This is a genomic window from Bradyrhizobium sp. SPXBL-04 (assembly GCF_051853035.1).
GTDB classification, from domain to species: Bacteria; Pseudomonadota; Alphaproteobacteria; order Rhizobiales; family Xanthobacteraceae; genus Bradyrhizobium; species Bradyrhizobium zhanjiangense.
Genome location: NZ_CP182472.1, coordinates 2,135,795 through 2,157,193, shown reverse-complemented (window position 1 = coordinate 2,157,193; position 21,399 = coordinate 2,135,795). Strand labels below are relative to the sequence as shown.

17 protein-coding genes and 6 pseudogenes are annotated in these 21,399 nt (G+C 58.7%); 7 read left to right on the top strand and 16 right to left on the bottom strand.

What is annotated here, in order from left to right; all coding sequences use genetic code 11:
- Positions 1–2: 2 nt before the first annotated feature.
- From ACNJX8_RS09955 to ACNJX8_RS09935, 5 genes and pseudogenes are all read right to left on the bottom strand, one after another.
- Positions 3–1,331, bottom strand: coding sequence for an FMN-binding glutamate synthase family protein (locus ACNJX8_RS09955; RefSeq protein ID WP_439360459.1), 1,329 nt, complete (start codon positions 1,329–1,331; stop codon positions 3–5).
- Between the two features lie 12 nt (positions 1,332–1,343).
- Positions 1,344–2,033: a protein glxC gene (locus ACNJX8_RS09950; protein WP_439360458.1), complete on the bottom strand. Its 690-nt coding sequence runs from the start codon at positions 2,031–2,033 to the stop codon at positions 1,344–1,346.
- The gene (locus tag ACNJX8_RS09945; RefSeq protein ID WP_439360457.1) at positions 2,033–2,938 is read right to left on the bottom strand and encodes a class II glutamine amidotransferase; all 906 of its coding nucleotides are present in this window, start codon (positions 2,936–2,938) and stop codon (positions 2,033–2,035) included. The genes ACNJX8_RS09950 and ACNJX8_RS09945 overlap by 1 nt, the downstream gene beginning before the upstream one ends.
- 59 nt (positions 2,939–2,997) lie before the next feature.
- Positions 2,998–3,345: a hypothetical protein gene (locus ACNJX8_RS09940; RefSeq protein ID WP_439360456.1), complete on the bottom strand. Its 348-nt coding sequence runs from the start codon at positions 3,343–3,345 to the stop codon at positions 2,998–3,000.
- Between the two features lie 38 nt (positions 3,346–3,383).
- Positions 3,384–3,757: pseudogene (locus ACNJX8_RS09935) on the bottom strand (hypothetical protein).
- 335 nt (positions 3,758–4,092) lie between these two features.
- Between ACNJX8_RS09935 and ACNJX8_RS09930 the strand changes: the two are divergent.
- Entirely contained in the window at positions 4,093–4,755 is a 663-nt protein-coding gene (locus tag ACNJX8_RS09930; RefSeq protein ID WP_439360455.1) for a helix-turn-helix domain-containing protein, read from the top strand.
- 538 nt (positions 4,756–5,293) lie between these two features.
- Here the strand turns inward: ACNJX8_RS09930 and ACNJX8_RS09925 are convergent.
- A pseudogene (locus ACNJX8_RS09925) lies at positions 5,294–5,547 on the bottom strand (hypothetical protein); the annotation flags it as partial.
- A gap of 16 nt (positions 5,548–5,563) precedes the next feature.
- Positions 5,564–5,764, bottom strand: a complete 201-nt coding sequence (locus tag ACNJX8_RS09920) for a hypothetical protein (protein ID WP_439360454.1) — start codon at positions 5,762–5,764, stop codon at positions 5,564–5,566.
- A 690-nt stretch (positions 5,765–6,454) separates the two neighbouring features.
- Here ACNJX8_RS09920 and ACNJX8_RS09915 point away from each other — a divergent pair.
- Positions 6,455–6,658: a DUF6894 family protein gene (locus ACNJX8_RS09915; protein WP_439360453.1), complete on the top strand. Its 204-nt coding sequence runs from the start codon at positions 6,455–6,457 to the stop codon at positions 6,656–6,658.
- A gap of 211 nt (positions 6,659–6,869) precedes the next feature.
- Here ACNJX8_RS09915 and ACNJX8_RS09910 read toward each other — a convergent pair whose 3' ends face one another.
- Both ACNJX8_RS09910 and ACNJX8_RS09905 read right to left on the bottom strand, forming a co-directional pair.
- Positions 6,870–8,852 (bottom strand): methyl-accepting chemotaxis protein, encoded by a 1,983-nt coding sequence (locus ACNJX8_RS09910; protein ID WP_439360452.1) that lies wholly within the window; start codon positions 8,850–8,852, stop codon positions 6,870–6,872.
- Between the two features lie 914 nt (positions 8,853–9,766).
- Positions 9,767–10,195, bottom strand: a pseudogene (locus ACNJX8_RS09905) (pantoate--beta-alanine ligase); the annotation flags it as partial.
- A gap of 99 nt (positions 10,196–10,294) precedes the next feature.
- Here ACNJX8_RS09905 and ACNJX8_RS09900 point away from each other — a divergent pair.
- A complete protein-coding gene (locus tag ACNJX8_RS09900) occupies positions 10,295–11,569 on the top strand; it encodes an IS256 family transposase (protein ID WP_439360350.1) in 1,275 nt (424 codons plus the stop codon).
- 54 nt (positions 11,570–11,623) lie between these two features.
- Here the strand turns inward: ACNJX8_RS09900 and ACNJX8_RS09895 are convergent.
- Positions 11,624–12,079, bottom strand: a pseudogene (locus ACNJX8_RS09895) (4-phosphopantoate--beta-alanine ligase); the annotation flags it as partial.
- 12 nt (positions 12,080–12,091) lie between these two features.
- On the bottom strand, positions 12,092–12,964 hold the full coding sequence (gene panB, locus ACNJX8_RS09890; protein WP_439360451.1) for a 3-methyl-2-oxobutanoate hydroxymethyltransferase: 873 nt from the start codon (positions 12,962–12,964) through the stop codon (positions 12,092–12,094).
- A gap of 608 nt (positions 12,965–13,572) precedes the next feature.
- Between panB and ACNJX8_RS09885 the strand changes: the two genes are divergently transcribed.
- Positions 13,573–13,863 (top strand): hypothetical protein, encoded by a 291-nt coding sequence (locus tag ACNJX8_RS09885; protein WP_439360450.1) that lies wholly within the window; start codon positions 13,573–13,575, stop codon positions 13,861–13,863.
- A gap of 545 nt (positions 13,864–14,408) precedes the next feature.
- Here ACNJX8_RS09885 and ACNJX8_RS09880 read toward each other — a convergent pair.
- The 5 genes from ACNJX8_RS09880 to bioB form a co-directional block, all read right to left on the bottom strand.
- Positions 14,409–15,671 (bottom strand): adenosylmethionine--8-amino-7-oxononanoate transaminase, encoded by a 1,263-nt coding sequence (locus ACNJX8_RS09880; RefSeq protein ID WP_439361864.1) that lies wholly within the window; start codon positions 15,669–15,671, stop codon positions 14,409–14,411.
- Positions 15,671–16,306: a dethiobiotin synthase gene (gene bioD, locus ACNJX8_RS09875; protein ID WP_439360449.1), complete on the bottom strand. Its 636-nt coding sequence runs from the start codon at positions 16,304–16,306 to the stop codon at positions 15,671–15,673. The genes ACNJX8_RS09880 and bioD overlap by 1 nt, the downstream gene beginning before the upstream one ends.
- Positions 16,303–17,145, bottom strand: coding sequence for an aminotransferase class I/II-fold pyridoxal phosphate-dependent enzyme (locus tag ACNJX8_RS09870; RefSeq protein ID WP_439360448.1), 843 nt, complete (start codon positions 17,143–17,145; stop codon positions 16,303–16,305). Before ACNJX8_RS09870 ends, bioD begins: the two co-directional genes overlap by 4 nt.
- Positions 17,146–17,216: 71 nt before the next feature.
- A complete protein-coding gene (gene panD, locus ACNJX8_RS09865; RefSeq protein WP_439360447.1) occupies positions 17,217–17,570 on the bottom strand; it encodes an aspartate 1-decarboxylase in 354 nt (117 codons plus the stop codon).
- Between the two features lie 8 nt (positions 17,571–17,578).
- Entirely contained in the window at positions 17,579–18,613 is a 1,035-nt protein-coding gene (gene bioB, locus ACNJX8_RS09860) for a biotin synthase BioB (RefSeq protein WP_439360446.1), read from the bottom strand.
- Between the two features lie 114 nt (positions 18,614–18,727).
- On the opposite strand from bioB, the pseudogene ACNJX8_RS09855 reads away from it, so the two are divergent.
- From ACNJX8_RS09855 to pabB, 3 genes and pseudogenes are all read left to right on the top strand, one after another.
- Positions 18,728–19,354: pseudogene (locus ACNJX8_RS09855) on the top strand (GntR family transcriptional regulator).
- 161 nt (positions 19,355–19,515) lie between these two features.
- The gene (locus ACNJX8_RS09850; RefSeq protein WP_439360445.1) at positions 19,516–19,821 is read left to right on the top strand and encodes a Dabb family protein; all 306 of its coding nucleotides are present in this window, start codon (positions 19,516–19,518) and stop codon (positions 19,819–19,821) included.
- A 168-nt stretch (positions 19,822–19,989) separates the two neighbouring features.
- Positions 19,990–21,383 (top strand): annotated as a pseudogene (gene pabB / locus ACNJX8_RS09845) (aminodeoxychorismate synthase component I).
- The last annotated feature ends 16 nt before the right edge of the window (positions 21,384–21,399 follow it).

Sequence of the window (21,399 nt, the reverse complement as noted above, 5' to 3'; positions counted from 1 at the left end):
CGTTATTTTGTTATTCCCGGAATCCAGCTGGTCCCGGCGAGCGGCACGCCGGCCATAGCTGCGGCCTCGATCGTCAATGCGACGAGGTCTTCCGGCTCGAGATTGTGCAGATGGCTCTTGCCGCAGGCGCGCGCGATCGTCTGGGCTTCCAGCGTCAGCACCGAGAGATAGTTCGCCAACCGCCGGCCGGCCTTCACGGGATCGAGCCGCGCGGCAAGCACGGGGTCCTGAGTCGTGATGCCGGCGGGATCCAACCCCTCCTGCCAGTCGTCATAGGCACCGGCAACGGTGCCAAGCTTTTCGTACTCCGCCTGCAGGTGCGGATCGTTGTCACCGAGCGCGATCAGCGCGGCGGTGCCGATCGCGACCGCATCTGCGCCGAGCGCCAGCGCCTTCGCCACGTCGGCGCCGGTGCGAATGCCGCCGGAGACGATCAGCTGCAGCTTACGGTGCAAGCCCAGATCCTGCAGCGCCTGTACCGCGGGCCGAATTGCCGCAAGGATCGGGAGGCCGACATTCTCGATGAAGACTTCCTGGGTAGCAGCGGTGCCGCCCTGCATGCCATCAAGCACGATCACGTCCGCGCCGGATTTTACCGCAAGCGCAGTGTCGTAATAGGGCCGGCTGGCGCCGACCTTGACGTAGATCGGCTTTTCCCAATCTGTCAGCTCGCGCAGCTCCTCGATCTTGATCTCGAGATCGTCAGGCCCGGTCCAGTCCGGATGCCGGCAGGCCGAGCGTTGATCGATCCCCTCCGGCAAGGTGCGCATCTTGGCGACCCGCGGTGAAATCTTCTGACCCAGCAGCATGCCGCCACCGCCGGGTTTTGCGCCCTGCCCGATCACGATCTCGATCGCGTCGGCCTTTCTCAGGTCATCCGGGTTCATGCCATAACGCGACGGCAGATACTGATAGACCAGGATGGAGGAATGACCGCGCTCCTCGGGTGTCATTCCGCCATCACCGGTGGTGGTCGACGTTCCGACTGCCGAGGCGCCGCGTCCCAATGCTTCCTTAGCCGGGGCCGATAATGCACCAAAGCTCATCCCGGCGATGGTGACGGGTGTCTTCACTTTGATCGGCTTCTTGGCAAAGCGCGTTCCCAGCGTGACTTCGGTTCCGCATTTCTCCCGGTAACCTTCGAGCGGATATCGCGAGATGGAGGCCCCCAAAAACAGGAGATCATCGAAATGCGGGAGGGCACGCTTGGCGCCACCGCCGCGGATGTCGTAGATGCCGGTCGCGGCGGCGCGCTGAATTTCAGCAATCGACTGCTGGCTGAAAGTGGCGGAAAAACGAGGCGGCGTGCGATGAGGCGGCGGGACGGTCATCAGAAATCCTGCTCAGTAGGCGTCGACGTTGTCGACGTGGAAGTGATAGAGACGGCGCGCGGAGCCGAACAGCTTGAATTCATCGGGGCTCACCGCGTCGTTTAGATCCGCGCGTTTCAACAGTGACTTGAGAATGGATTTGTCTTCCTCCGACATCGCTTTCTCGATGCAGTCGGCACCGAGGCTCGCGATGCTGCCCCGGACGAACAACCGGGCTTCATAGATGGAGTCGCCGAGCGCATCGCCGGCATCACCGAGCACGACGAGATTGCCGGCCTGCGCCATGAACGCACTCATCGGCCCGATCGACCCTTTGACGACGATATCGATGCCTTTCATCGAGATGCCGCAACGCGCGGATGCGTTGCCGTCGATTACGAGCAGGCCACCACAGCCGGTCGCGCCGGCGGCCTGGCTGGCATCGCCCCTGACACGAACCTCGCCCGACATCATGTTCTCGGCGACGCCAACGCCGGCGTTGCCCGAGACGATGATCGTCGCCTGCTTGTTCATGCCGCCGCAGTAATAGCCGACATGTCCTTCGACATCGATCGTGACCGGCGCATCGACGCCGCAGGCGATCGCATGCTTGCCGCCGGGATTGGTCACAACCCAATGAGTTTCATTTGTGGAGGGCGGCAACGCGTGAAGGGCCGCATTCAGTTCGCGCAGCGGCGCCTTGGCGAGATCAAAGGTTGACATCAGACGCGCTCCCACGCGTAGACGGTTGCAGGCTTCGGTTCAAAAAGATTGGCTTTATCGACACCCGGCAACATCGCGAGCGCGCGATACTCCGAGCCAAAAGCCACGTAATCGTCGGTCTCGGCCATCACCGCCGGCTTGCAGGAAATCGGATCGCGCAACACCGCAAATCCGCTCTCCGTCCCCACGACGAAGGTATAGAAGCCGTCGAGATCGGCGAGGCTTTGCGTCAACGCTTCCTTGAGCGAAGCCCCCTCCCGGATTTTCCAGCTAAGATAACCTGCCGCGACCTCGGTATCATTTTCGGTTTCGAACGTCATGCCTTCGCGGCGCAGGACACGACGCACCCCGTTATGGTTCGACAGCGAGCCGTTGTGGACGAGGCATTGATCGAGTCCGGTCGAGAACGGATGTGCGCCGCGCGTGGTCACGGCTGATTCCGTCGCCATACGGGTATGGCCGATACCGTGGGTTCCTGTCATTCGCGTCAGCCCGAACCGCTGTGTGACCCGCTCCGGAAGGCCGACCTCCTTGTAAAGCTCCATTCGCTTCCCGGCCCCGACAAAACCGATATCCCCACCGATATCCCCGCGCGCGGCGATCCAGGCGCGCGCTTGCCGTTCCTTGCCGGCGGGAAGCGAAACCACTGCGTGGGTATCCCGGAACGTGGTGACCAGGTTTTCCCCGACCGCGCGCCCAAACTCTGCGATCGTTTCACGCAGCGCAGCGTCGTTCGGCCCGCTCACCGTCAGTTTCACGCACCCCGCTTGGCCGTCGCCATAGACGGCGAAGCCCGCGCTGTCAGGACCGCGATCACTCATCACAGCCAGCATGTCCGACAACATCGCCCCGAGCTCCGGCTCAAGCTTCGGCTGCTTCAGAAACAGCCCCACGATTCCACACATGACATCCTCCGCTACTGTGGTTCCCGCCCCCAATAATCCTAAAGAACATTTATTTCCTGTCAATAAACTTGGCGGGGTACAGCAAAGTCGGCCCGCCACAGCTTCCGAAACATTGTCGCGGCGGCACGATACGATCGTGTCGACGCGACGATCTTGAGCGTCGAAGCCTCCGCCGCGGATGGGCCTCGCCATGTAGCGCGAGGTCTAGGCCGATCTCCTCGTTTTCTGCTGACGCGCAGGCCGATTGTGAGGTCGATGAGCTCAAGGAGAACGAAGCTGATCACGCCGGACGAGACCAGCGTCATGCCGACGCCCTCGAGCTGAAGCAGGATCTGACCGGGATTGCCGTCGACCAGACCGGCCTTCCCCGTGCCGCCGATCGCGGCGATCGCGGACGTCGAGCGCATCGTCATAGCCAAATAGGTTTTTCAACCCCGACACACCCTCAATAGCACGCGACGCCGGTCGGAAAGCCGATGATCAAGGCACCGCCCACGCTGGCGAATCCGGCCGGCGCAATGGCGACGAGACCTGCGATCGCTCCCGACACAGCCCCAAGCAGCCTCGGCTTACCCCGCATCATTGCTTCGGCTAGGCCCAAGGCAACGATTGTCGCCGCCGTCGCACCGTGAGTGTTGATCATCGCCCCCTGGCCGAACCGCGGGCGGTCAGTGCGGATCCTGCATTGAAGCCGAACCAGCCCATCCACAATAGGGCGCCGCCGATCTTGGTCAGGAGCACCACAGCGTTAGGGCTGACGGAAAGCTTCGATCGAGCGGACCGAAGGAGAGATGAACTTGATTCGCGCTTTCGTTGCATGCCCTGTGGGGTGGTTTCCCTCCATTCTCAAGTACCCCAACACTCGTTCTGGCTACGAAACTTTATTTCTTAATAGGAAGATAGAGTTCAGCTCTTGACGCTCGCGGCGGTGAAGAGCGGGCCTTCGGACCCACCGCTATGGCGAGAATTTCAGGCAACAGAACACTCTTGCAGCAGAGAGCAGCACCGCGATGTGGGGAAATCATCGCGAGGGCTGCGATCGGCTAGCCGCGGGCTTCGCGCCGCAGTATAGAAGAGACCACAAGTTAACCCGTCGGAGATCTGCCGTAGCGGTGCTAAAGTGCCGGACTGCGCAGATCCAGCAAGGTCTTACCGTGGCCAAAGGCGCCATCAAGCGTTCCAAAACAAACGCATCGCGGCAAGAACCGGAGCTTCTAACCGGCTCGCTGGCGCCCAAGGAAGTAACACCCACTCTTGAATCAGAAATCGGAGCCGAAGTCCGTCGACTGAGGAAGGAACTCGATCTCAGGGTATCGGAGCTCGGGGCAGCAGCCGGCATTTCGGCCGGCATGATGTCCAAGATCGAGAATGGGTCGATCTCCCCCTCTCTCGCGACCTTGTCGGCGCTGGCAAAAGCCTTGAATGTACCGATCGGCCGTCTGTTCCGCGAAAGCGCCGAGCAGCGTGATTGCTCCTTCGTGAAGTCGGGTACCGGCGTCCGCATCGAGCGGCGCGGTACCAAGGCTGGGCACCTCTATGACTTGCTCGGCCATAGCATTGGCGGCGATATCGTTGTCGAGCCCTACCTAATCACACTCAAGGGTGACGCAGCTCCCTACACTGACTTCCGGCACGCCGGCGTGGAGTTCATCTACATGCTCACGGGCAAGGTACGCTACCGACACGCCGATCGTAGCTATCTGCTCGAACCCGGCGATGCGCTTTTTTTTGACTCGGCGGCTCGCCATGGACCGGAGGAGCTCATCAAGGCCCCGATGACATATCTCTCCATTATCATCTATCCTCGACGCGGCTAACGTCGCGATCGTCGAGCGCCATACAGCACCAGCGTCGGCAGCTTGATGGCTTCCCGGCAGTTCCAGAGATCCAGCGGCGGATAATACCAGGGTGACTTGAAACGTCTTTTCGACTGCAGCACCACACACGTTTTCGTTCGTCGTTCCAACGAAGGCTGTGCAGCATCAAATGACGCCAGTGCTTATCGGAGAGATATTAATAGGGCTCACGGACCCTGCGCTTCGCTCTCCTCGATCGTCGAGAACGAGGTTGGCATGGCGCTGTACTGGAAGCGTCGTTCTCAGGCCACAGCTTTGAGGGCATGACGCGGGAGGCTCAGGGCAGTAGCTGGTCGATGTCCGCGGTTTGGATGCCAGTTGACGATCCTGGTCAGGACGTCGGCGAGATAGGCGAGCGGATACATGAGCAAATATTCCTGAGCTAAGACTTAGTGTCGCCCGTTCGGCCTTCCGAGTTTGCCGCAGACGGCCTGACAGCTGATCAGGGATTAGGGGGTTCGACCACCCTGAAGCGCCCACCTCTCATCGCTGTAATGATCGGCCGCCCTTCCATGATTTCCAGTACTGCGTGCGCGCCCCTTTTTAGATACGCCAACCGCCGTGGATACGCTCAACGAGCCCCTCCGAAAATTTATCGAGATTCGGCACACGGCTGGCCAGTCTTTTGGTGCGCTCGGACCAGTCCCGACCTATTGTCGCTAAAATAGCCATATCGCGCTTGAGGTTCGACATCGGTGCGAACCCATCCGAATAGCTCACGAGGATCTTCAGCACTGTGACTTGGAGATCCACCTGATTGACAGACGCGCTACCGCCACATGGTAGGCGCTTGCGAAAGGGCTTCGCGACCGATCTTTTTTAGGATTTCGGGTTCCGTCTCACCCCGCGTGGCAGCTTCTAGGATCCTGGAGGCGACATGGGCGCGGGCGCCGGTGTCATAAGGGGACAGGCTCTGGCAGACCTCGTCGAAGATGGCACGCAGAAGCGCGGCGGTAGTGGCATCCAACATCGAAGATCTCCCATAATCGAATGCTGCGGATCTCGCATCGAAGAATCAAATGCATCAATGGCGAACTATAACGCCCCTCGCAGTCCGCGCAGAGGCGCCTCCAACGTCTCCGCTGGTGTTACGTCCGCAATGGAATGCATCGAGAAGCGGGAGTGATCAAATGCCCTCATACCAACTTCTTTCTCTATTCTCATGACGCCTCGGGAATAGACCGCCATCCTGAAGTTTAGATGCTCGCTGTTGCGACATCAATCGATACAAAGCTATGCACGATCCGATTCTGGTACGCTTTGACGGATTCGTCCGCCGAGTTCTCCCCGAGGCACATCGGATTGCGCGGGGCGAGCAACGCGAGGACTTCAAGCTGGAATGTCTCTGAAATTCGCCCGCTAGTGAGGTAGGGCGATCCGGGTTCGCACCTGGGCCACAAGGACGACCTATCGCTGCAACCTTTGACTTTCTAATCGGTACGGCCACGTGACGTTTGCCGACCGCACCTCTATTCTGTTGCCTTCACTGTGAAGCTTCATTTTCGTACGAAACGGATCAACTATTTTCTGTTCGTCGTCGGCCGCAATTGTGCCTAGTTCAACTTTCCGCTAGCCGTGAATACACCGGCGTTGCCATGCATACGGACAGCGAAATCCTGCTGATGCGAATTTTGCTATTGCGGGCAATGGATAGGAATAAATGCTGCGTTTCTATTTTAATCTTGAAGGAAACCAGAATGTCGAGGATCCTTTCGGGCTAGCATTCGAAAACGAGCTGCAAGCTTTCCGCGCGGCCCAACGTCTCGCAATCGACTTACTGAGTGCTCAACCTGCACTCCGAGGCACCACGTGGGTGGTCGTGACCCGCAGGGATCGCGATGAGGCCTACTATGTCAGCGTGTGACCGGGATCTTAAAGATAGTTCACTAGCCCAGTCTCGTGAGCGTCATAGGAGCAACTCCCGAACGGCCCGCAAGTCGGCATTCGCGGGTCGGGCGGCCTGTGTCTGCCGTCTCGTCAGGATCTACGACCTGTCCATCCCAACTCAAGTTGCTCTAAGCACCGACAGAACTATCGGCGGCCCTGTCGTTCTCGGCGCCGATGAAATCGCTAGCCTAAGCCACTTGAACCCTGGTTAGGAAACTGTCCAGTTCGTGTTTCAACCGAGAACTTTCCTCGGAGAGGCGTTCGGCCGACATAAGCACCTGGAGCGAAGCCGCTCCGGTTTCGTTCGCGCCGTCGGTCACTTTAAGGGCAGCGGCCGCTACGCCGGTCGTCCTGTCCGCCGCTCCCTGCACATTGAAGGCAATGCTCTTGCTTCTTGCCTCCTGCTGACCGATCGCGCCGACCACCGTACTCGCAATTCCCGAGATACGGCCGATGATAACGCCGATTTCGGCGACCGCACCAACTGACTCTGCCGTCGCCGTTTGGATCCGGCCAATGTGATCGCCGATCTCGACGGTGGCATGTGCGGCTTGGGCAGCGAGAGATTTCACTTCTTGCGCGACAACCGCGAAACCCTTGCCGAGATCTCCGGCACGGGCGGCTTCAATCGCGGCGTTCAGCGCAAGCAAATTGATCTGCCGGGCGACCGCTGCGATCACCTCGACCACGCTGCCGATCCGCTCCGCCGCAGCTGTCAAACTGGCCATACGCTGATCACTAAGTTCGACTTTGCAAACCGCTTGGCGCGCGATATTGGCAGCTTCTTCGACCCGCCGGCAGATGCTGGCCATTGCTTCCGCCATTTCGCCCGTCGCGGCCGCGACGTTTTGAACGTTTGAGGATGCTTCCTCTGACGAGGAAACGACCTCGACGGAGAGTTGCCGACTGTGATCGGCCGTGCAGGTGAGACCGCGTGCGGACGCTTCAAGTTCTGAGGAAGCGGATGAGACGCTGTCGATGATTTTGCCGACGGCGGCTTCGAACTCGCCGGCGAGTCGGGCGACATCGGCCCTACGTTGCTCGGCGGCGACATGATCCTGTTTAGCCTTCGCATCGAGCTCGGCTCGTGCCTTCTCGCAGGCTTTCAGTTTGAACATTTCGACCGCTTCGGCCATTTCGCCAAGTTCATCCTTTCGACCCAGGCCCGGTAGACTCACGTCGAACTGACCGTCGCCGAGCTGACGCATGGCTGTCGTCATCGAAACGACTGTTGTGGCGATACGGCGGCCGAAGAGTAACGCGAGCAAGCCCACGAGCACCGTGGCGAAGCCGATTACCCAAATCACATTTCGCCGAATTTCCTCGGCGCGCATTTGCGCAGCCTTCGAATGCCCGTCGGCGGCAGCCATGATCTGGTCCAGTGCCGGGCGGATGCGGCCATAGATCTGTCCGAGATCCTCGACCTGATCGCGCAGGGTCTCGTTCGTTACCAGGAACGATACAAAGCTCGACTTATATGCGCGGATCAGCTCGAGAATCTGGGATTTTGCCTCTGGAGGCAAATTGCTTTGAGCGAGGGTCGTTTCGAATTCCGCCTCTCGGTCGGCCAATTGATCGCCATACCTGTCATCTCCGCGCAAGATGAAGTCTTTCTCATGCCGGCGCATCATCAGCATCAAGATCGTAAGGCGCGCCTGGTTCAGCTCTGCAAGCCGTTGTTCGACGGTGTGCACGGCGTTGCGTAGCTTGCCCTGAAATCCGTCATCCTCGTTGAAGCCTAGGTTGCGCTGTGCCGAGACCACGTTCTGAAAACGTGTTGCATAGAGGTTGATCACCGGGCGAAGGGAGGTTGCTTGCTTCAGTGGATCGTTTTCGGGCAGCGACGCCACAAATGCTTCGACCTCGCTCAAATCCGCGAGCTGATGCTCATGATTCTCCGCATACTTCATTATTAGCGGTTCACTGGGCCTGCGGAGGAAGTCGCTTGCGATTTGACGCGACTCCAGGAAGCTTTGTGACAGAGAGGCGACGTGCGCCTTCAATTGGTTGCTGCCTGTTGAAGCGCTCTGCACCAGGCTAGCGTAGTTGAAGGCGGCGGCGCAGATCGTACCCGTAACAAGGACCCCAGAAATTCCGAGCAATGCGATTTGGTCGCGCAATCCAACGCGTGCTCTCAATTGTCCGCAAATCCTGGTCGCAGTCTGGCGCATCTTACCCCTCAAATGAGTTGCTGCCCGGGCGCCATCCTAGTTAGCGCGGCGGGTACTGTATTGAGCTAGCTGATCTGATCTGCTTCGTTTCGGGCCATGACGATGGACTCAGTAATTTGGATTGATTTCGAAATGCTGAACTCGCAACTGTACGTTTCGTACAGACCCTTCAATGGATCAACTACGCGCTCCTATTTCCCTGGCGTCGCCCTTGACTCGCACGCAACCGGCATGGCTCCATCACAATGAACTGGTGGAGCGATTATGCAAAGTGAAACTGCGACTCAGGACGACGCGGACGAAAAGAAGATCGCGGCGCGGCGTGCGCGCAAAGGGACTGAGCGCCCCTGGACCGCAGTTGAAAGGCACAAACTGCGAGGATTGATTGACCGAGGGCTACCGGCAAGCACGATTGCGCGAACTCTCAGGCGACCGCTGGCTTCGATAACTACGATGGCCGCCAGCCTGGGTTTGCTTTTGGATTGAGAATGAGCATCTGTATCCAGACGATCGCAGAACAACTGCAAGGCAAACGGAACTAACGAGCAATCTTCCGGTACTTCGACTGAAGGCTTGCCGCGCAAATCGACTCCGACGAGGCCGACTGCGTTAGCAATGCCGAGCGGTTACGGGACCTGATCGAACTGGACTCTATCCGAACCGACCGACGCGCGGATCGGCGACTTGATGAAGCGCTCCTCGCTATTTCGCATCTGGATTCGACAGAAGTTATTTCGTCGCCAAAGACGGTCGGCTGATACGTCTGTCATATCGCTCCGCGAGCTCCAGCAATCTTACTCTAATAAATGGGTCTGCCTTGTTCGCCAGGTCGCGAATGATCCAGCCCGGTCCTTTAAATACTGTTCGTGCACGAAAACACCCGCCCACCGTAAACCTGAATTTTCTAAGCGGCGTCAGTCGCCGAGGCTCCGCTGCCACTCCGGAGTAGGCAAGGACAATATCACGTTGTCGATCAACCGCGTTGAGCCGACGTAGGCGGCCGCGCAAAGTGCCGCTGGGCGCTGCAAGGGGCTCTCGGCCTGCCTGAGCGTGTGACTATCAACAAGCTCAAGGTACTGGAGTCGATCGACGCTGTTCAACTGCTGCTTGGCAATCGCAACCAGGTTTTCAACGTCCCGCTCTCCGGAACGAAACTTGTCCACTGCGGCGAACAGCCCACGGCTGATGGTACAGGCCCGTCGGCGCTCTTGGCTGTTGAGATACCGATTGCGACTGCTCATTGCGAGCCCGTCCGGTTCCCGAACGGTTGGTATGGTCACGATGTCGATCGGAAGGTTCAGATCAACGGTCATGCGGCGTATGACCGCGCATTGCTGAAAATCGGGGATGTCCCGGGTTCTGTTGAATTTCTGAAGAGGTCGGCGTTGCCCACCTTGAGCCGGTAGGCTCGGGGTGCTGATTCCACAAAGGAGAGCAACGCCATGACGAGAGATATCACACCGGCTGGTTCGCCGGCGACCGGGGCTGTGGACGAAGCGCTTGCAGAAGTGCGGGCGAGCTTCGATCGGTTCTGCCTTGCGGCAGGGATCGAGGCGCTCGGCACGATGATGGAGGCGGATGTCACGGCGGCCTGCGGGCCGCGCCACGGTCGCGACGCGGCACGGCGGGCGCACCGTTGGGGCCGAACGCGGGGACGGATCGGCTTCCACGGCGGCAAGATCGAGGTCGAGCGCCCGCGGGTCCGGGGCGTGGACGGCCGCGAGGTCACGATCCCGAGCTGGGAAACGGCGGCGGCGGAGGATTGGCTCGGTCGCTGGGCGATGAACCTGATGCTGATCAATGTGTCGACGCGCCGGTTCGGCCGCGCTGTCCGGCTGCCCGAGGGTGACGTGCCGGCACCGCCCGGATCGGGGGTTTCGAAGTCGGCGGCCTCGCGGAGGTTCGTAGCGCTGTCGGCGGCGCGGCTGGCCGACTTCATGGCTGCCGATCTGTCCGCGCTCGACCTTCTGGTGGTCCAAATCGACGGGCTGCATCTCGGCGACGATCTCGTGCTGGTCGCCGCGATCGGGGTTGACGGCGAAGGCAACAAGCATCCGCTGGCTCTGGTGGAAGGGGCGACCGAGAATGCCGCGACGGTGCAGGCCCTGCTGGACAACCTGATCTCGCGCGGGCTCGACCCGACAGTGCCAAGACTGTTTATCGCCGACGGCGCGAAGGCGTTGTCGAAGGCGATCCGCCGCACCTTCGGTTCGGCCGCTGCGATCCAGCGCTGCCAGATCCACAAGGCGCGCAACATCATGGAACGCCTGCCGAAAGAGCATCATGCGGCCACCCGTCGGGTGCTGCGCCAGGCCTGGGAGCTCGATGACGCCGACAAGGCTGAAAAATTGATCCGCAATCTCGCGCGTCGACTCGACCAGCAATGGCCCGGCGTAGCGGCCAGCATCCTCGAAGGCCTCGACGAAATCCTGACTGTCGTCCGGTTGAAGTTGCCGAAGGAGCTTCGTCGATCGCTCGCCTGTACCAACATCGCCGAGAACATGATGGGCACCATTCGCCGCGTCACGCGCAACGTCAAACGCTGGCGAGATGCCGGTATGGCCTTGCGATGGGTTGCGGCCGGCATGATCGAGGCCAACAAGGGCTTCCGACGATTGAAGGCGCATAAGCAATTGTCGGTTCTGCGTGCGGCTCTTCAAGCTCGCCACAATCGCATGACGATCAACCCCGTTGCCCACGTCACGAGGGCCGCGTAACATTCAGTCCGGCGACGTCGGCCCGACCTAGTTCAACAGCGATCGGGACATCCCCTGAAAATCCTTCTGTCCAAAGAACGCAAGGTCCGGTTGCACCATGTTGAAGAGCTTGCAGACGACGGTCGCGACACCGCGAAAATGTCCAGGCCGGAACGCGCCGCACAATCGCTTTGCGAGTTCGCCTGGTTCGACGAACGTCTCAAATGGTGCCGGATAGACCTCCTGCGTGTCTGGCGCGAAGACGATCGCGACTCCGGCATCGCGGCAAAGTTGTTCATCGCGGATAAAGTCCCGTGGATACGTACTGAGATCCTCATTCGGCCCAAACTGAGTGGGATTGACGAAGATGCTTACGACCGTGATATCGCTTCGCGCCCGGCTCGCCTCGACCAGTGCCAGATGGCCTTCGTGAAGGTATCCCATTGTGGGCACGAAGCCCACGCGTTTACCCGCCTTGCGAGCCTGCGCGAGAGTGTGGCGCAACCCGGCGACCGTGGTGATTGTTTGCATTTCAGGTTTGCATCAGGTTGAGGTGGAAGGCGTCCAGTTTGCGATCGCATCATTGAGCCCCTCGGGAAGTCGATAGGACTCTTCTGGCGCTGGAAAAGCACCATTACGGACATCGGCGGCCCAGCGCGCCAGCGCGTCCTGCAACATCTGGAAACCAGTTGAATAGGCACGAACGAATTTAGGGCGATGACCTTCGGTCAAGCCCAAGACGTCATGGAAGACGAGCACTTGTCCGGAGCAGCTGGCCCCCGCCCCGATCCCGATCGTCGGTATGTTCAGCGATTCAGTCGCTCGTGCAGCCAGTTCGGCCGGAATGCCTTCCAGAAAGAGAGCAAAGCAGCCGGCCTCCTGCAGACGCTGGGCATCATCGAGGAGGCGCAAGGCGTCATCGGCCTTTCGCCCCTGCACCTTGAATCCGCCCATGACATTGACGCTCTGGGGGGTGAGACCGAGATGACCCATGACAGGAATTTCGCAGTCGACCAATGCACGTATCATTTCGACCCGCTTGGCACCACCCTCGAGTTTGACAGCATCAGCGCCATGCTGGAGGAAGCCCCCGGCGTTGCGGATTGTCTCGTCTACACCGAGGTGAAAGCTGAGAAAGGGCATATCGGCCACAAGCAAGGCACGAGGCTTTGTGCGCGCAACAGCGTCCAAGTGATGGTTCATCATGGCCATGCTGACTGGCAGCGTGTTGTCGAATCCGAGGCACACGTTGCCCACGCTATCCCCGACCAGGATGATGTCAACGACAGGGTCGGCGATTCGTGACGTAACCGCGTCATAAGCGGTGGTCATTACGATTCGGCGCCCCTCCTGTCTCCAACGCTGTAGAACTGGAAGCGTGACACGTTCAACTGGCCGCTCCAAAATGTAACTCATCCTACCTCCCGATCGTCAGCGCCCGCATCCCTAGAGCTAGTGCTTCCTAGGGAAGCCGAGAGAACGCAGTCAATAGCGAGTGGAAGAAAGAAACTTACCTCTCCCCGATCGGAGGCAGACAAATTAAAACCACCAATGATTGCGCGATCATAAAATAGGAGATTCCAAGCTGCCCTTTCGCCGTACGAGAACTGGCCCTGCTCTGTCGAGCACATCCTAGCCAACCTACTTAAGGCGAGGAGGTCCCTCAGCCGCAGACGGCCCGCTGGCCCGCTGCGTTGTGTTGACCCACGCCCCCGCGACCGCCACCCCGACCTGAAACCAGCACGAAGCAGCTGTCAGCATGGCCGTAAGGCCAAGGGGACCAAGATTTTTGGCATCATGCGCCGAGTCCGCGCTCCATGTATGGAACGGGAAGGATGAGTGGTAGCGTCGATAGCAATCGTAACCACAATATCCCTTCCGCGTTGCCATATCTCGCACGTAACCCGGACCTAGCAACCGGGAACACTCGGCGCAGCTTCGGCCCGCGCGCGGAGTCCTTTGATTTACGAGTATGAATTTCATTGGCGGGTCCGTCGGGATGCTCCACTTGGTCCGAGACCTCGTTGCGGTCCCGTTTGGCCTGTTTTGTCGTTGTTGCGTATGGCCGTAATTCCAGCGAAGCTAAGGCACATACGATAGGACGTTCAGGCACTATATTCCATGCACTTCCCTTCAAACTTTGCCTGATGCTCGGTGGCATTTACGAAGCTGCTCGCAAGGCGAAGCCATCGATGGTCGGCTTCCCGGCGGGCATGAAAGCGGTAGACGCAATTCTTGGAGCAAAGGGCCGTTCGCCACCAGTAGTGGCGGATCAGCCCAAATTTTCCGCCGCACATGGCGCAGGATTTTACTGAACGGACGTGCGCACTATGAGAGCTGTTTTGCATTCTGGCCTCCTATCGCCATTATGTGGTTCGCCCCCTGCATTTTCCTCTGCGTAGCGCGTGGCCCGGCCGAACGCCTTGCGGAGATTTTGACTTTGATGGTCGCCTCCGCGGCGCAGTAGCGCCCGTCATCGCGCTATGTTCGTACTACTGGGCGGCGCGGTGATGCATGCTGAGAAGCACCACGCGATCTCGTTAAGGGATCGCGCCGATCATTACGTCCCAGCCGCTGCCTTTGTACTTAGTGTCGGTACTGACAGACCGAGCCAGCCGAGCTGGGTAAAGATATTTTCAGGCCGATAAAGGACCTGCACTGTCAAGCGCAGGTTAACCGAAGCCCTCTCGACGGGGCCAATACCAATCACGGGCAAATCTATATCAGATTGGAATTAATGACGCTGGAGCGTACCGCACTCCTCGATCTATGAGACCCGCGCACAGAGTTGCTGCTGTAATGAGCCGGGCGGCAGCAACGAAAAGAACTGGATGCGGGGTGGGCGCGCCAGAGCATTCCTTTAATCCAGTGCATTGGCCGCGTCACGGATGCCCGCATAGATTTCATCAAGATCTGCTGTGGTGATGCAATAAGGCGGCAATACATAGATCGTATTGCCGAGCGGCCGCAGAAGCAGATTTCGGTCTTTAAAAAAAGCTCTAAGCTGCGGACCGACGTCCGCGAGATAACCCGCATCGCTCGTCTTCAGATCGAGTGCTGTGATGGTGCCGGTCCGACGGACGTCTGCAAAACGCGGGTCGGCGCGGAATGGCTCAAGTGCCTGCTCCTGCATCGCCGCCACGGAGGTCACGCGCTGTCGATATTTGTGATCCTGCCAAAGATCCAGGTTCGCTTTTGCGGCGGCGCAGGCCAATGGATTGGCAGTATATGAGCTCGAATGAAAGAACGTGCGAGTACGGTCTTTCGAGTAGTGCGCATCAAAAATATCTGCCCGGCAGAGTGTCACTGCGAGTGGAAGCGCCCCTCCCGTGATTCCCTTCGAATAGCAAGCGATATCGGGTACGACATCCGCCTGCTCACAAGCGAACAATGTTCCGGTGCGGCCCCAGCCCGTCATGACCTCGTCAGCAATGAATAGCACATCGGAAGCCTCGCAGATACGCTTCATTTCTTTCAGTACCCAGGCCGGATACATCAGCATCCCACCTGCCCCTAATATCAGAGGCTCCACCATAAAGGCGGCTGGCATCTCGTTTCGACACACTGACTCCAGCGCATCAAGCGTCGTCTGTTCGTGCCCCCTGACAGGAAAAGGGATCGATGTCACATCGAATAGTAAAGGTCCGTACGCCGCATTGAAGACGCCCCGGGCGCCGACCGACATCGCCCCAACCGTGTCTCCATGATAGGAGTGCTGCATTACCACAATACGTATTCGCTGCTTGCCGATATTGTGCCAGCAGCCTAGTGCCATCTTTAGGGCCACTTCCACGCTTGTGGAGCCACTGTCTGAGAAGAAGACATGGTCGAGGCCACGCGGCACGAGTTTCAATAGCTGCGCCGCAACCTCCTCCGCCGGATCATGGGTATAGCCGGCGAAGATAATCTGGGTGAGCTTGGCTGCCTGTTCCTGAATTGCGCGCACAATGTGTGGATGGCAATGGCCATGTGTCACAACCCACCAGGATGAGATTGCATCTACGATACGGCGTCCGTCCGCAGTGAAGAGATAAGCACCCTCACCGTGCACAATCCTTGTCATCTCGCCTTGGAGCGCGTGTTGCGTGAACGGATGCCAAATCAACGAGTTTTTGTGCGCAATTACGGATTCAAGAAATGATTACGAACGAACGAGTTTTTGAACACCGTCTGCAGCGTGTTTGCCGTGAGTGGTAAAATCCACGGCAATCGCCCCAGCCAGCGTACTCGGCCGATCTCACAAATCACCTTCTCACTTTCTGGATTTCTTTCCCCCACAAACGCAATGCCAAGAACTCGAATCTGCCGCTTTCGCAAAGCCTCTATTGAGAGCAGCGAGTGATTGATCGTGCCGAGTTTCGTGCTTGCGCAAAGCACGACGGGAAGGCTCCATCGCTCAAAGATATCAATGTAGAGCACGCCCCGATTCAGCGGCACCATGAGCCCGCCCGCACCCTCGATTACGAGTGGCCAGTCCCGGCAATCCGGCAGATGAAACGACTCCACATTAATACGGACCCCGTCGATTTCAGCCGAATGATGTGGCGAGGCAGGAGTTCGAAGACGGTAGAGCTCCGGTATGACACGATCGGGCGCGAGGCCGCCCAGCCGTGCGGCAGCCTCGCTGTCTGTTTCTCCTTCGAGCCCGGCCTGAATCGGCTTCCAGTATTTCGCACCGAGAAGATGTGCAAGGCCCGCAGAAAAGACCGTCTTTCCAACCCCGGTATCGGTGCCGGTTACTACGATGCGCTGAGTCATCGCGACCAACCTCTCGTCTCCTCGGAGAGCGCGTCGAGCATCGCACACACATCACCTTCCCTAACGTTGAGCGTCAGTGAAATGCGCAAACGGGCCGTGCCGGCCGGCACAGTCGGCGGCCGGATCCCCCGAATATCGAAACCGCGAGCCTGCAGTCTCGATGCGAGCTGCATCGCGCGGGCGTTTTCGCCCACGATATAGGGCACGATCTGCGAGTTCGAGGGGCTGTGAAGACCGCGCGCACGGATCTCCCGGTGCGTAAACGCAACTATCGCCACCAGGTCTTCCAGTGGTGCAAAATCGCCATCCATGCTGTAGAGACTTTCGACGACGATCCAGATCCGACCGCCCTCACCCTTAGCGCGCCACTCTTGAATTGTGTCCTCAACGGACTGTGGATCATTATGTTTGCTGATCCGAAAGTCGGCCCGGCCGGCTCGCGCGCCTTCATGAATGCTTGCGTGCACAAGAGAATCGAGAACGAGCAGATCGCCCCGCTGCGGCAGCGTTGTGAGGACAGCAAAATTTGCAACATAACCGCCGCCAAAGAAGAGCGCCGTCTCCGCTCCGAAAAAGCGAGCCGCTTCCGCTTCGAGAACTTCGTGTTCCTCGCAATTGCCGCGTAGAAGCCGCGAGCCGCCGGCCCCGACTGGCGTGCCGGCTTCAAGCGCATCGGAGATCGCTTTTTTCATACGTGGCGCGCTCGCCAGCGCTAGATAGTCATTCGATGTAAAATCGATTCCGCCGGGCGGCTTTAGACCGCGGAGCCGATCGTCTTCTTTCAGGGCATGCAGGGCCGCGACATAATGGCCGACTCGATCCGCGTTGGTTGACTTCATTCTCACCCGCTGACTAGCAATCACATCAAAAGTGTTGATGACCGGAAGGCTTCACCGCCGGCCGGCTCGCTCTAAGTGGTCAAGATGCGATTTTCCCGGTCGACCAGCACCACTCGTGGCTGGAAGACCTTCGCCTCAGCCTCATCAAAAGAGGCATATGCAACAATAATGACCTTGTCCCCAGGCAGGGCGAGTCGCGCAGCCGCGCCGTTCAGGCTTATCGTGCCGGATCCCTTAGGTGCCTCGATCACGTAGGTCGCAAACCGCGCTCCAGTGTCCACGTTGTAAATTTCGACGCGCTCGTTAAGCAGGAATCCTGCCGCCTCCAACAGCGTACGATCAATCGAAACCGAGCCCTCATAGTGAAGATCGGCTTCGGTCACGGACGCGCGATGGATCTTGCCTTTCATCAGGGTAACTTGCATTCTTCACCTCAGTTGGAGTTTTGCGTGCGGCGTCGTTGTTGAGCTGCTCTACTTAAGCCTGATGCGATACCGAGCCGATCCAGCAAATTCGCGTCGCGATCGGCTTCCGGATTCTTGGTGGTCAACAACACATCCCCGATAAAGATTGAATTGGCGCCGGCCAAAAAGCACAGTGCCTGAAGTTCATCTGTCATGTATTGTCGCCCGGCGGACAACCGCACCACGCTCTTCGGCATCATGATCCGGGCAGTTGCGATCAAGCGTGCCAGCGCGATTGGGTCTGGTCGCTCTGCTGTCTCATTGACCGGCACTCCTTTGACCTCGTTCCACAGGTTGATCGGCACGCTTTCCGGATGGATGGGGAGATTGGCGAGCAACAAGAGCATGGCGATGCGGTCCTCGACGCGTTCACCCATGCCGACAATGCCGCCGCAGCAGACCTTGATGCCGGCCCGCCGCACATCTTCAAGGGTTTTGACCCGATCTTGCAGGGTGCGGGTAGTGATGATTTTCCCGTAGAACTCCGGCGAGGTGTCGACATTGTGGTTATAGAAGTCGAGCCCTGCCTCAAAGAGGCGGTCGGCCTGCTTAGCTGTCAGCATGCCGAGCGTGACGCAGGTTTGCATTCCAAGAGTTTTGACTGCGCTCACCATGTCACAGACCTGATCGAGATCGCGATCTTTTGGACTGCGCCAGGCTGCAGCCATGCAGAAACGAGTCGCGCCGGCATCCCTGGCGCGCTGCGCGGCGGCCACGACATCCGCGCACTTCATGAGACGCGTGACTTCCAAACCGGTGTCGTAGTGGGCGCTCTGCGAGCAATAGCCGCAGTCTTCCGGACAACCGCCTGTCTTGATGCTGAGTAGGCTGGCGATCTCGACGCGATTTGCATCGAAACTTTGGCGATGAACGCTCTGCGCCTGGAACAAGAGGTCGGCGAAGGGTTGCTCATAGATCGCTTCGGCGTCAGCTCGATTCCAGTCACGGCGAACCGGCCTGCCGCTGTCCGTTTCCTTTCGCTTCACGCCAGCACCAGCAACCATAAAGGGCCCCTCCCAATTCATAGATAATTTTGCAAATTATCTATAGTCATCACCCATGGGCTGATGCTATTTGAGCGCCTTCTCGAACGCATCCGTTTTTGTGGTAGATAATCTATGATCACCGATGGGAGCACGACTGTTGCGGCGCGTATTGCGGAGTCGGTCAGTGAGCGCATTATCAGCGGAGCGTTGCAGCCAGGCGCACCACTCCGCCAAGATCATGTCGCGCGAGAATTCAACTCCAGTCATGTTCCTGTGCGCGAGGCCTTTCGACGACTAGAAGCTCATCACCTTGTCGTCGCTGAGCCGCGTCGCGGAGTACGGGTTGCATTGCTTGACACAAAATCAATCAAGGAGATCGCCGAGATGCGGGCTGCGCTCGAGGTGGTCGCGCTTCGCAACTCGGCTCCGAAGCTCACATCCGCACATTTAGCACGGATCGAGCTCGCCTTGATTGAAGGAGACCCAGACCATCGAGGAATTTGAGAGGGCGAACCGTGCCTTTCACCAGGCGCTGGTTGCGCCTTGCGGGATGCCCCGCCTGCTCGCCAACCTCGACGGACTACAGCTTGCAAATTCGAGATTGGTGTTCGCAATGGCAAGGTCTGCCGGGTGACGTCCGCCAATCAGGATCACCGCCTGATTCTTCAAGCACTAAGGACACGCAACTTCGATCAGGCCTGCAACCTGCTTGCGCGCCATATCCAAACGATTGAGCGCCTTGCCGTTCCTGCCTCATGAAAAGGAAGACCATTTGATGAGTTCCCTGGTGGACTTCTCGATTCTAAGAGCGTCGAAGACCGGCGCTCCTGACGGCCAACGCGATATACGGCGGTACATTGCCGTGGGCTCGATCCCGAGATAATTGCGCAACCCAGTTCGATATCAATCCAGGTCCATCGATGATCCGTCACATTGTCTTCTTCACCGCCAAGGATAGGGCCCATATCGATCAAATGATTGAAGGCCTATCGGTTCTCACGACAATCCCACATGCACGCCGGCTCGAAATCGCTCGTAACCGCAAGACCGACCAGCTCCGCAATGACATTGACGTCGTGGTCTATGGCGAGTTCGACAATGAGACGGAACTCGCAGCCTACAAGGCGCATCATCTCTATCAGGAGTCGATCAGGCGGGTCCGACCACTCCGGGAGCTACGGTTCGCGGCCGACTATGATGTATCGACAGATGCGCATTCTGCGTAATGGAGAACGACTAGCCAACTTGACCGACGGATCCAATCCATTGCCTAGGACTAAGCTGACAATTGGCCTCGCGAGCTTGCGAAGCCCCGACAAGCGCCACCCTTGTTGGAATCGTGATCGCAATCGCTGCGAGTCTCATCGCGACCCGCCGACTACGACTGATAGCTGATGTACGTCCGCGAGTTACAGGGGATTGAGCCTGTCACAGCGATGCGAAGTCTGGCGCATCGACCTGACCTCACGTTTCTCGATAGTGCGGCTAGGCACGAGATGCTGGGTCGTTACTCGTATCTGACCTGCGATCCATTCGGGACTTATACCGTCATGGACGGACGAGCGAGTTGGAATGGAGAGCCAGTCAACGGCGACCCATGGGACGCGCTCCGTACAGTTCTAGCCAAGTATCCGCAAGAGCGTCGCCCCGGCCTCCCGCCGTTCCAAGGAGGCGCGGCCGGCTTTCTCGCTTACGATTTGAATACGACATTGGAGCGATTGCCGCTGTCTGCAACTGCCAGTCAGCGCGTGCCGCAATCCATTCTGCATTTCTACGACGTCATTGTCAGCTTCGATCATTTTCAGGACAGATGCTGGATTGTCTCCACCGGATGGCCGGAGCAGGATCCCGCACGCCGTAGCGAGCGCGCACGTCGTCGAGCCGATGAGTTTTCAGCCCTTCTCGCACGCCGAATGTCGCTGCCGAATGACTTTAGAGACATAATTAGCTCGTGGCATTCAAACTTCAGCCGTGATGGCTACATTGCGGCGGTACAGCGCGTGGTCGACCTGATCCTGGCTGGCGATATCTTCCAGGCAAATATTGCGCAGCGCTTCAGCGCCAAGCTACCCGCGTCATTTGATCCACTTGCCTTCTACTGCCGGCTGCGGTCAATGAACCCGGCGCCGTTTGCTGCCCTGCTGCGTCACGGCAAGCTGATCATTGCATCGAGCTCACCGGAGCGGTTCTTGAAGCTTGACGGACAACGAGTCGAAACGCGGCCGATCAAAGGAACGATTGCGCGTTCAGATGACCCCACGAAAGATCGGCTTCGCGCTGAATTCCTCCTTGCGTCCGAAAGGACCGCGCCGAGAACACGATGATCGTCGACCTCCTGCGCAACGATCTCTCGCGAGTTTGTACTCCAGAGTCTGTCGAGGTGCGCGCCCTGTGCAACCTCGAGTCATACGTTTCCGTGCACCACCTCGTGTCGATCGTTGAGGGGCGCCTCGCAGAAGACCAGGACGGTGTCAGCCTCCTTCGAGCTTGCTTCCCCGGCGGATCCATTACCGGGGCGCCTAAGGTTCGATCGATGGAAATTATCGCGGAGATCGAGCGTGTTGCGCGACAGATCTATTGCGGATCGATCGGCTTCATCGGCTTTAACGGATACATGGACACAAACATTGCGATCCGCACCGTGACGATCGACGACGATCAGGCTGTGTTTCATGCGGGAAGCGGAATAACCGCAATGTCGGATCCAGCGGCCGAATATGAGGAGACGCTCGCCAAGGCCCGGCGCATCTTTGATGCATTTTGTCCTGAGACATATGGTGCATCTTGATGGTCGTCATCGACCA

Excerpts from the sequence above, each read along its gene's own strand:
- ACNJX8_RS09955 (WP_439360459.1), bottom strand. The coding sequence starts at position 1,331 with ATGACCGTCCCGCCGCCTCATCGCACGCCGCCTCGTTTTTCCGCCACT.
- ACNJX8_RS09950 (WP_439360458.1), bottom strand. The coding sequence starts at position 2,033 with ATGTCAACCTTTGATCTCGCCAAGGCGCCGCTGCGCGAACTGAATGCG.
- ACNJX8_RS09945 (WP_439360457.1), bottom strand. The coding sequence starts at position 2,938 with ATGTGTGGAATCGTGGGGCTGTTTCTGAAGCAGCCGAAGCTTGAGCCG.
- ACNJX8_RS09940 (WP_439360456.1), bottom strand. The coding sequence starts at position 3,345 with ATGCGCTCGACGTCCGCGATCGCCGCGATCGGCGGCACGGGGAAGGCC.
- ACNJX8_RS09920 (WP_439360454.1), bottom strand. The coding sequence starts at position 5,764 with ATGTTGGATGCCACTACCGCCGCGCTTCTGCGTGCCATCTTCGACGAG.
- ACNJX8_RS09915 (WP_439360453.1), top strand. The coding sequence starts at position 6,455 with ATGCTGCGTTTCTATTTTAATCTTGAAGGAAACCAGAATGTCGAGGAT.
- ACNJX8_RS09910 (WP_439360452.1), bottom strand. The coding sequence starts at position 8,852 with ATGCGCCAGACTGCGACCAGGATTTGCGGACAATTGAGAGCACGCGTT.
- ACNJX8_RS09900 (WP_439360350.1), top strand. The coding sequence starts at position 10,295 with ATGACGAGAGATATCACACCGGCTGGTTCGCCGGCGACCGGGGCTGTG.
- panB (WP_439360451.1), bottom strand. The coding sequence starts at position 12,964 with ATGAGTTACATTTTGGAGCGGCCAGTTGAACGTGTCACGCTTCCAGTT.
- bioD (WP_439360449.1), bottom strand. The coding sequence starts at position 16,306 with ATGACTCAGCGCATCGTAGTAACCGGCACCGATACCGGGGTTGGAAAG.
- ACNJX8_RS09870 (WP_439360448.1), bottom strand. The coding sequence starts at position 17,145 with ATGAAGTCAACCAACGCGGATCGAGTCGGCCATTATGTCGCGGCCCTG.
- panD (WP_439360447.1), bottom strand. The coding sequence starts at position 17,570 with ATGCAAGTTACCCTGATGAAAGGCAAGATCCATCGCGCGTCCGTGACC.
- bioB (WP_439360446.1), bottom strand. The coding sequence starts at position 18,613 with ATGGTTGCTGGTGCTGGCGTGAAGCGAAAGGAAACGGACAGCGGCAGG.
- ACNJX8_RS09850 (WP_439360445.1), top strand. The coding sequence starts at position 19,516 with ATGATCCGTCACATTGTCTTCTTCACCGCCAAGGATAGGGCCCATATC.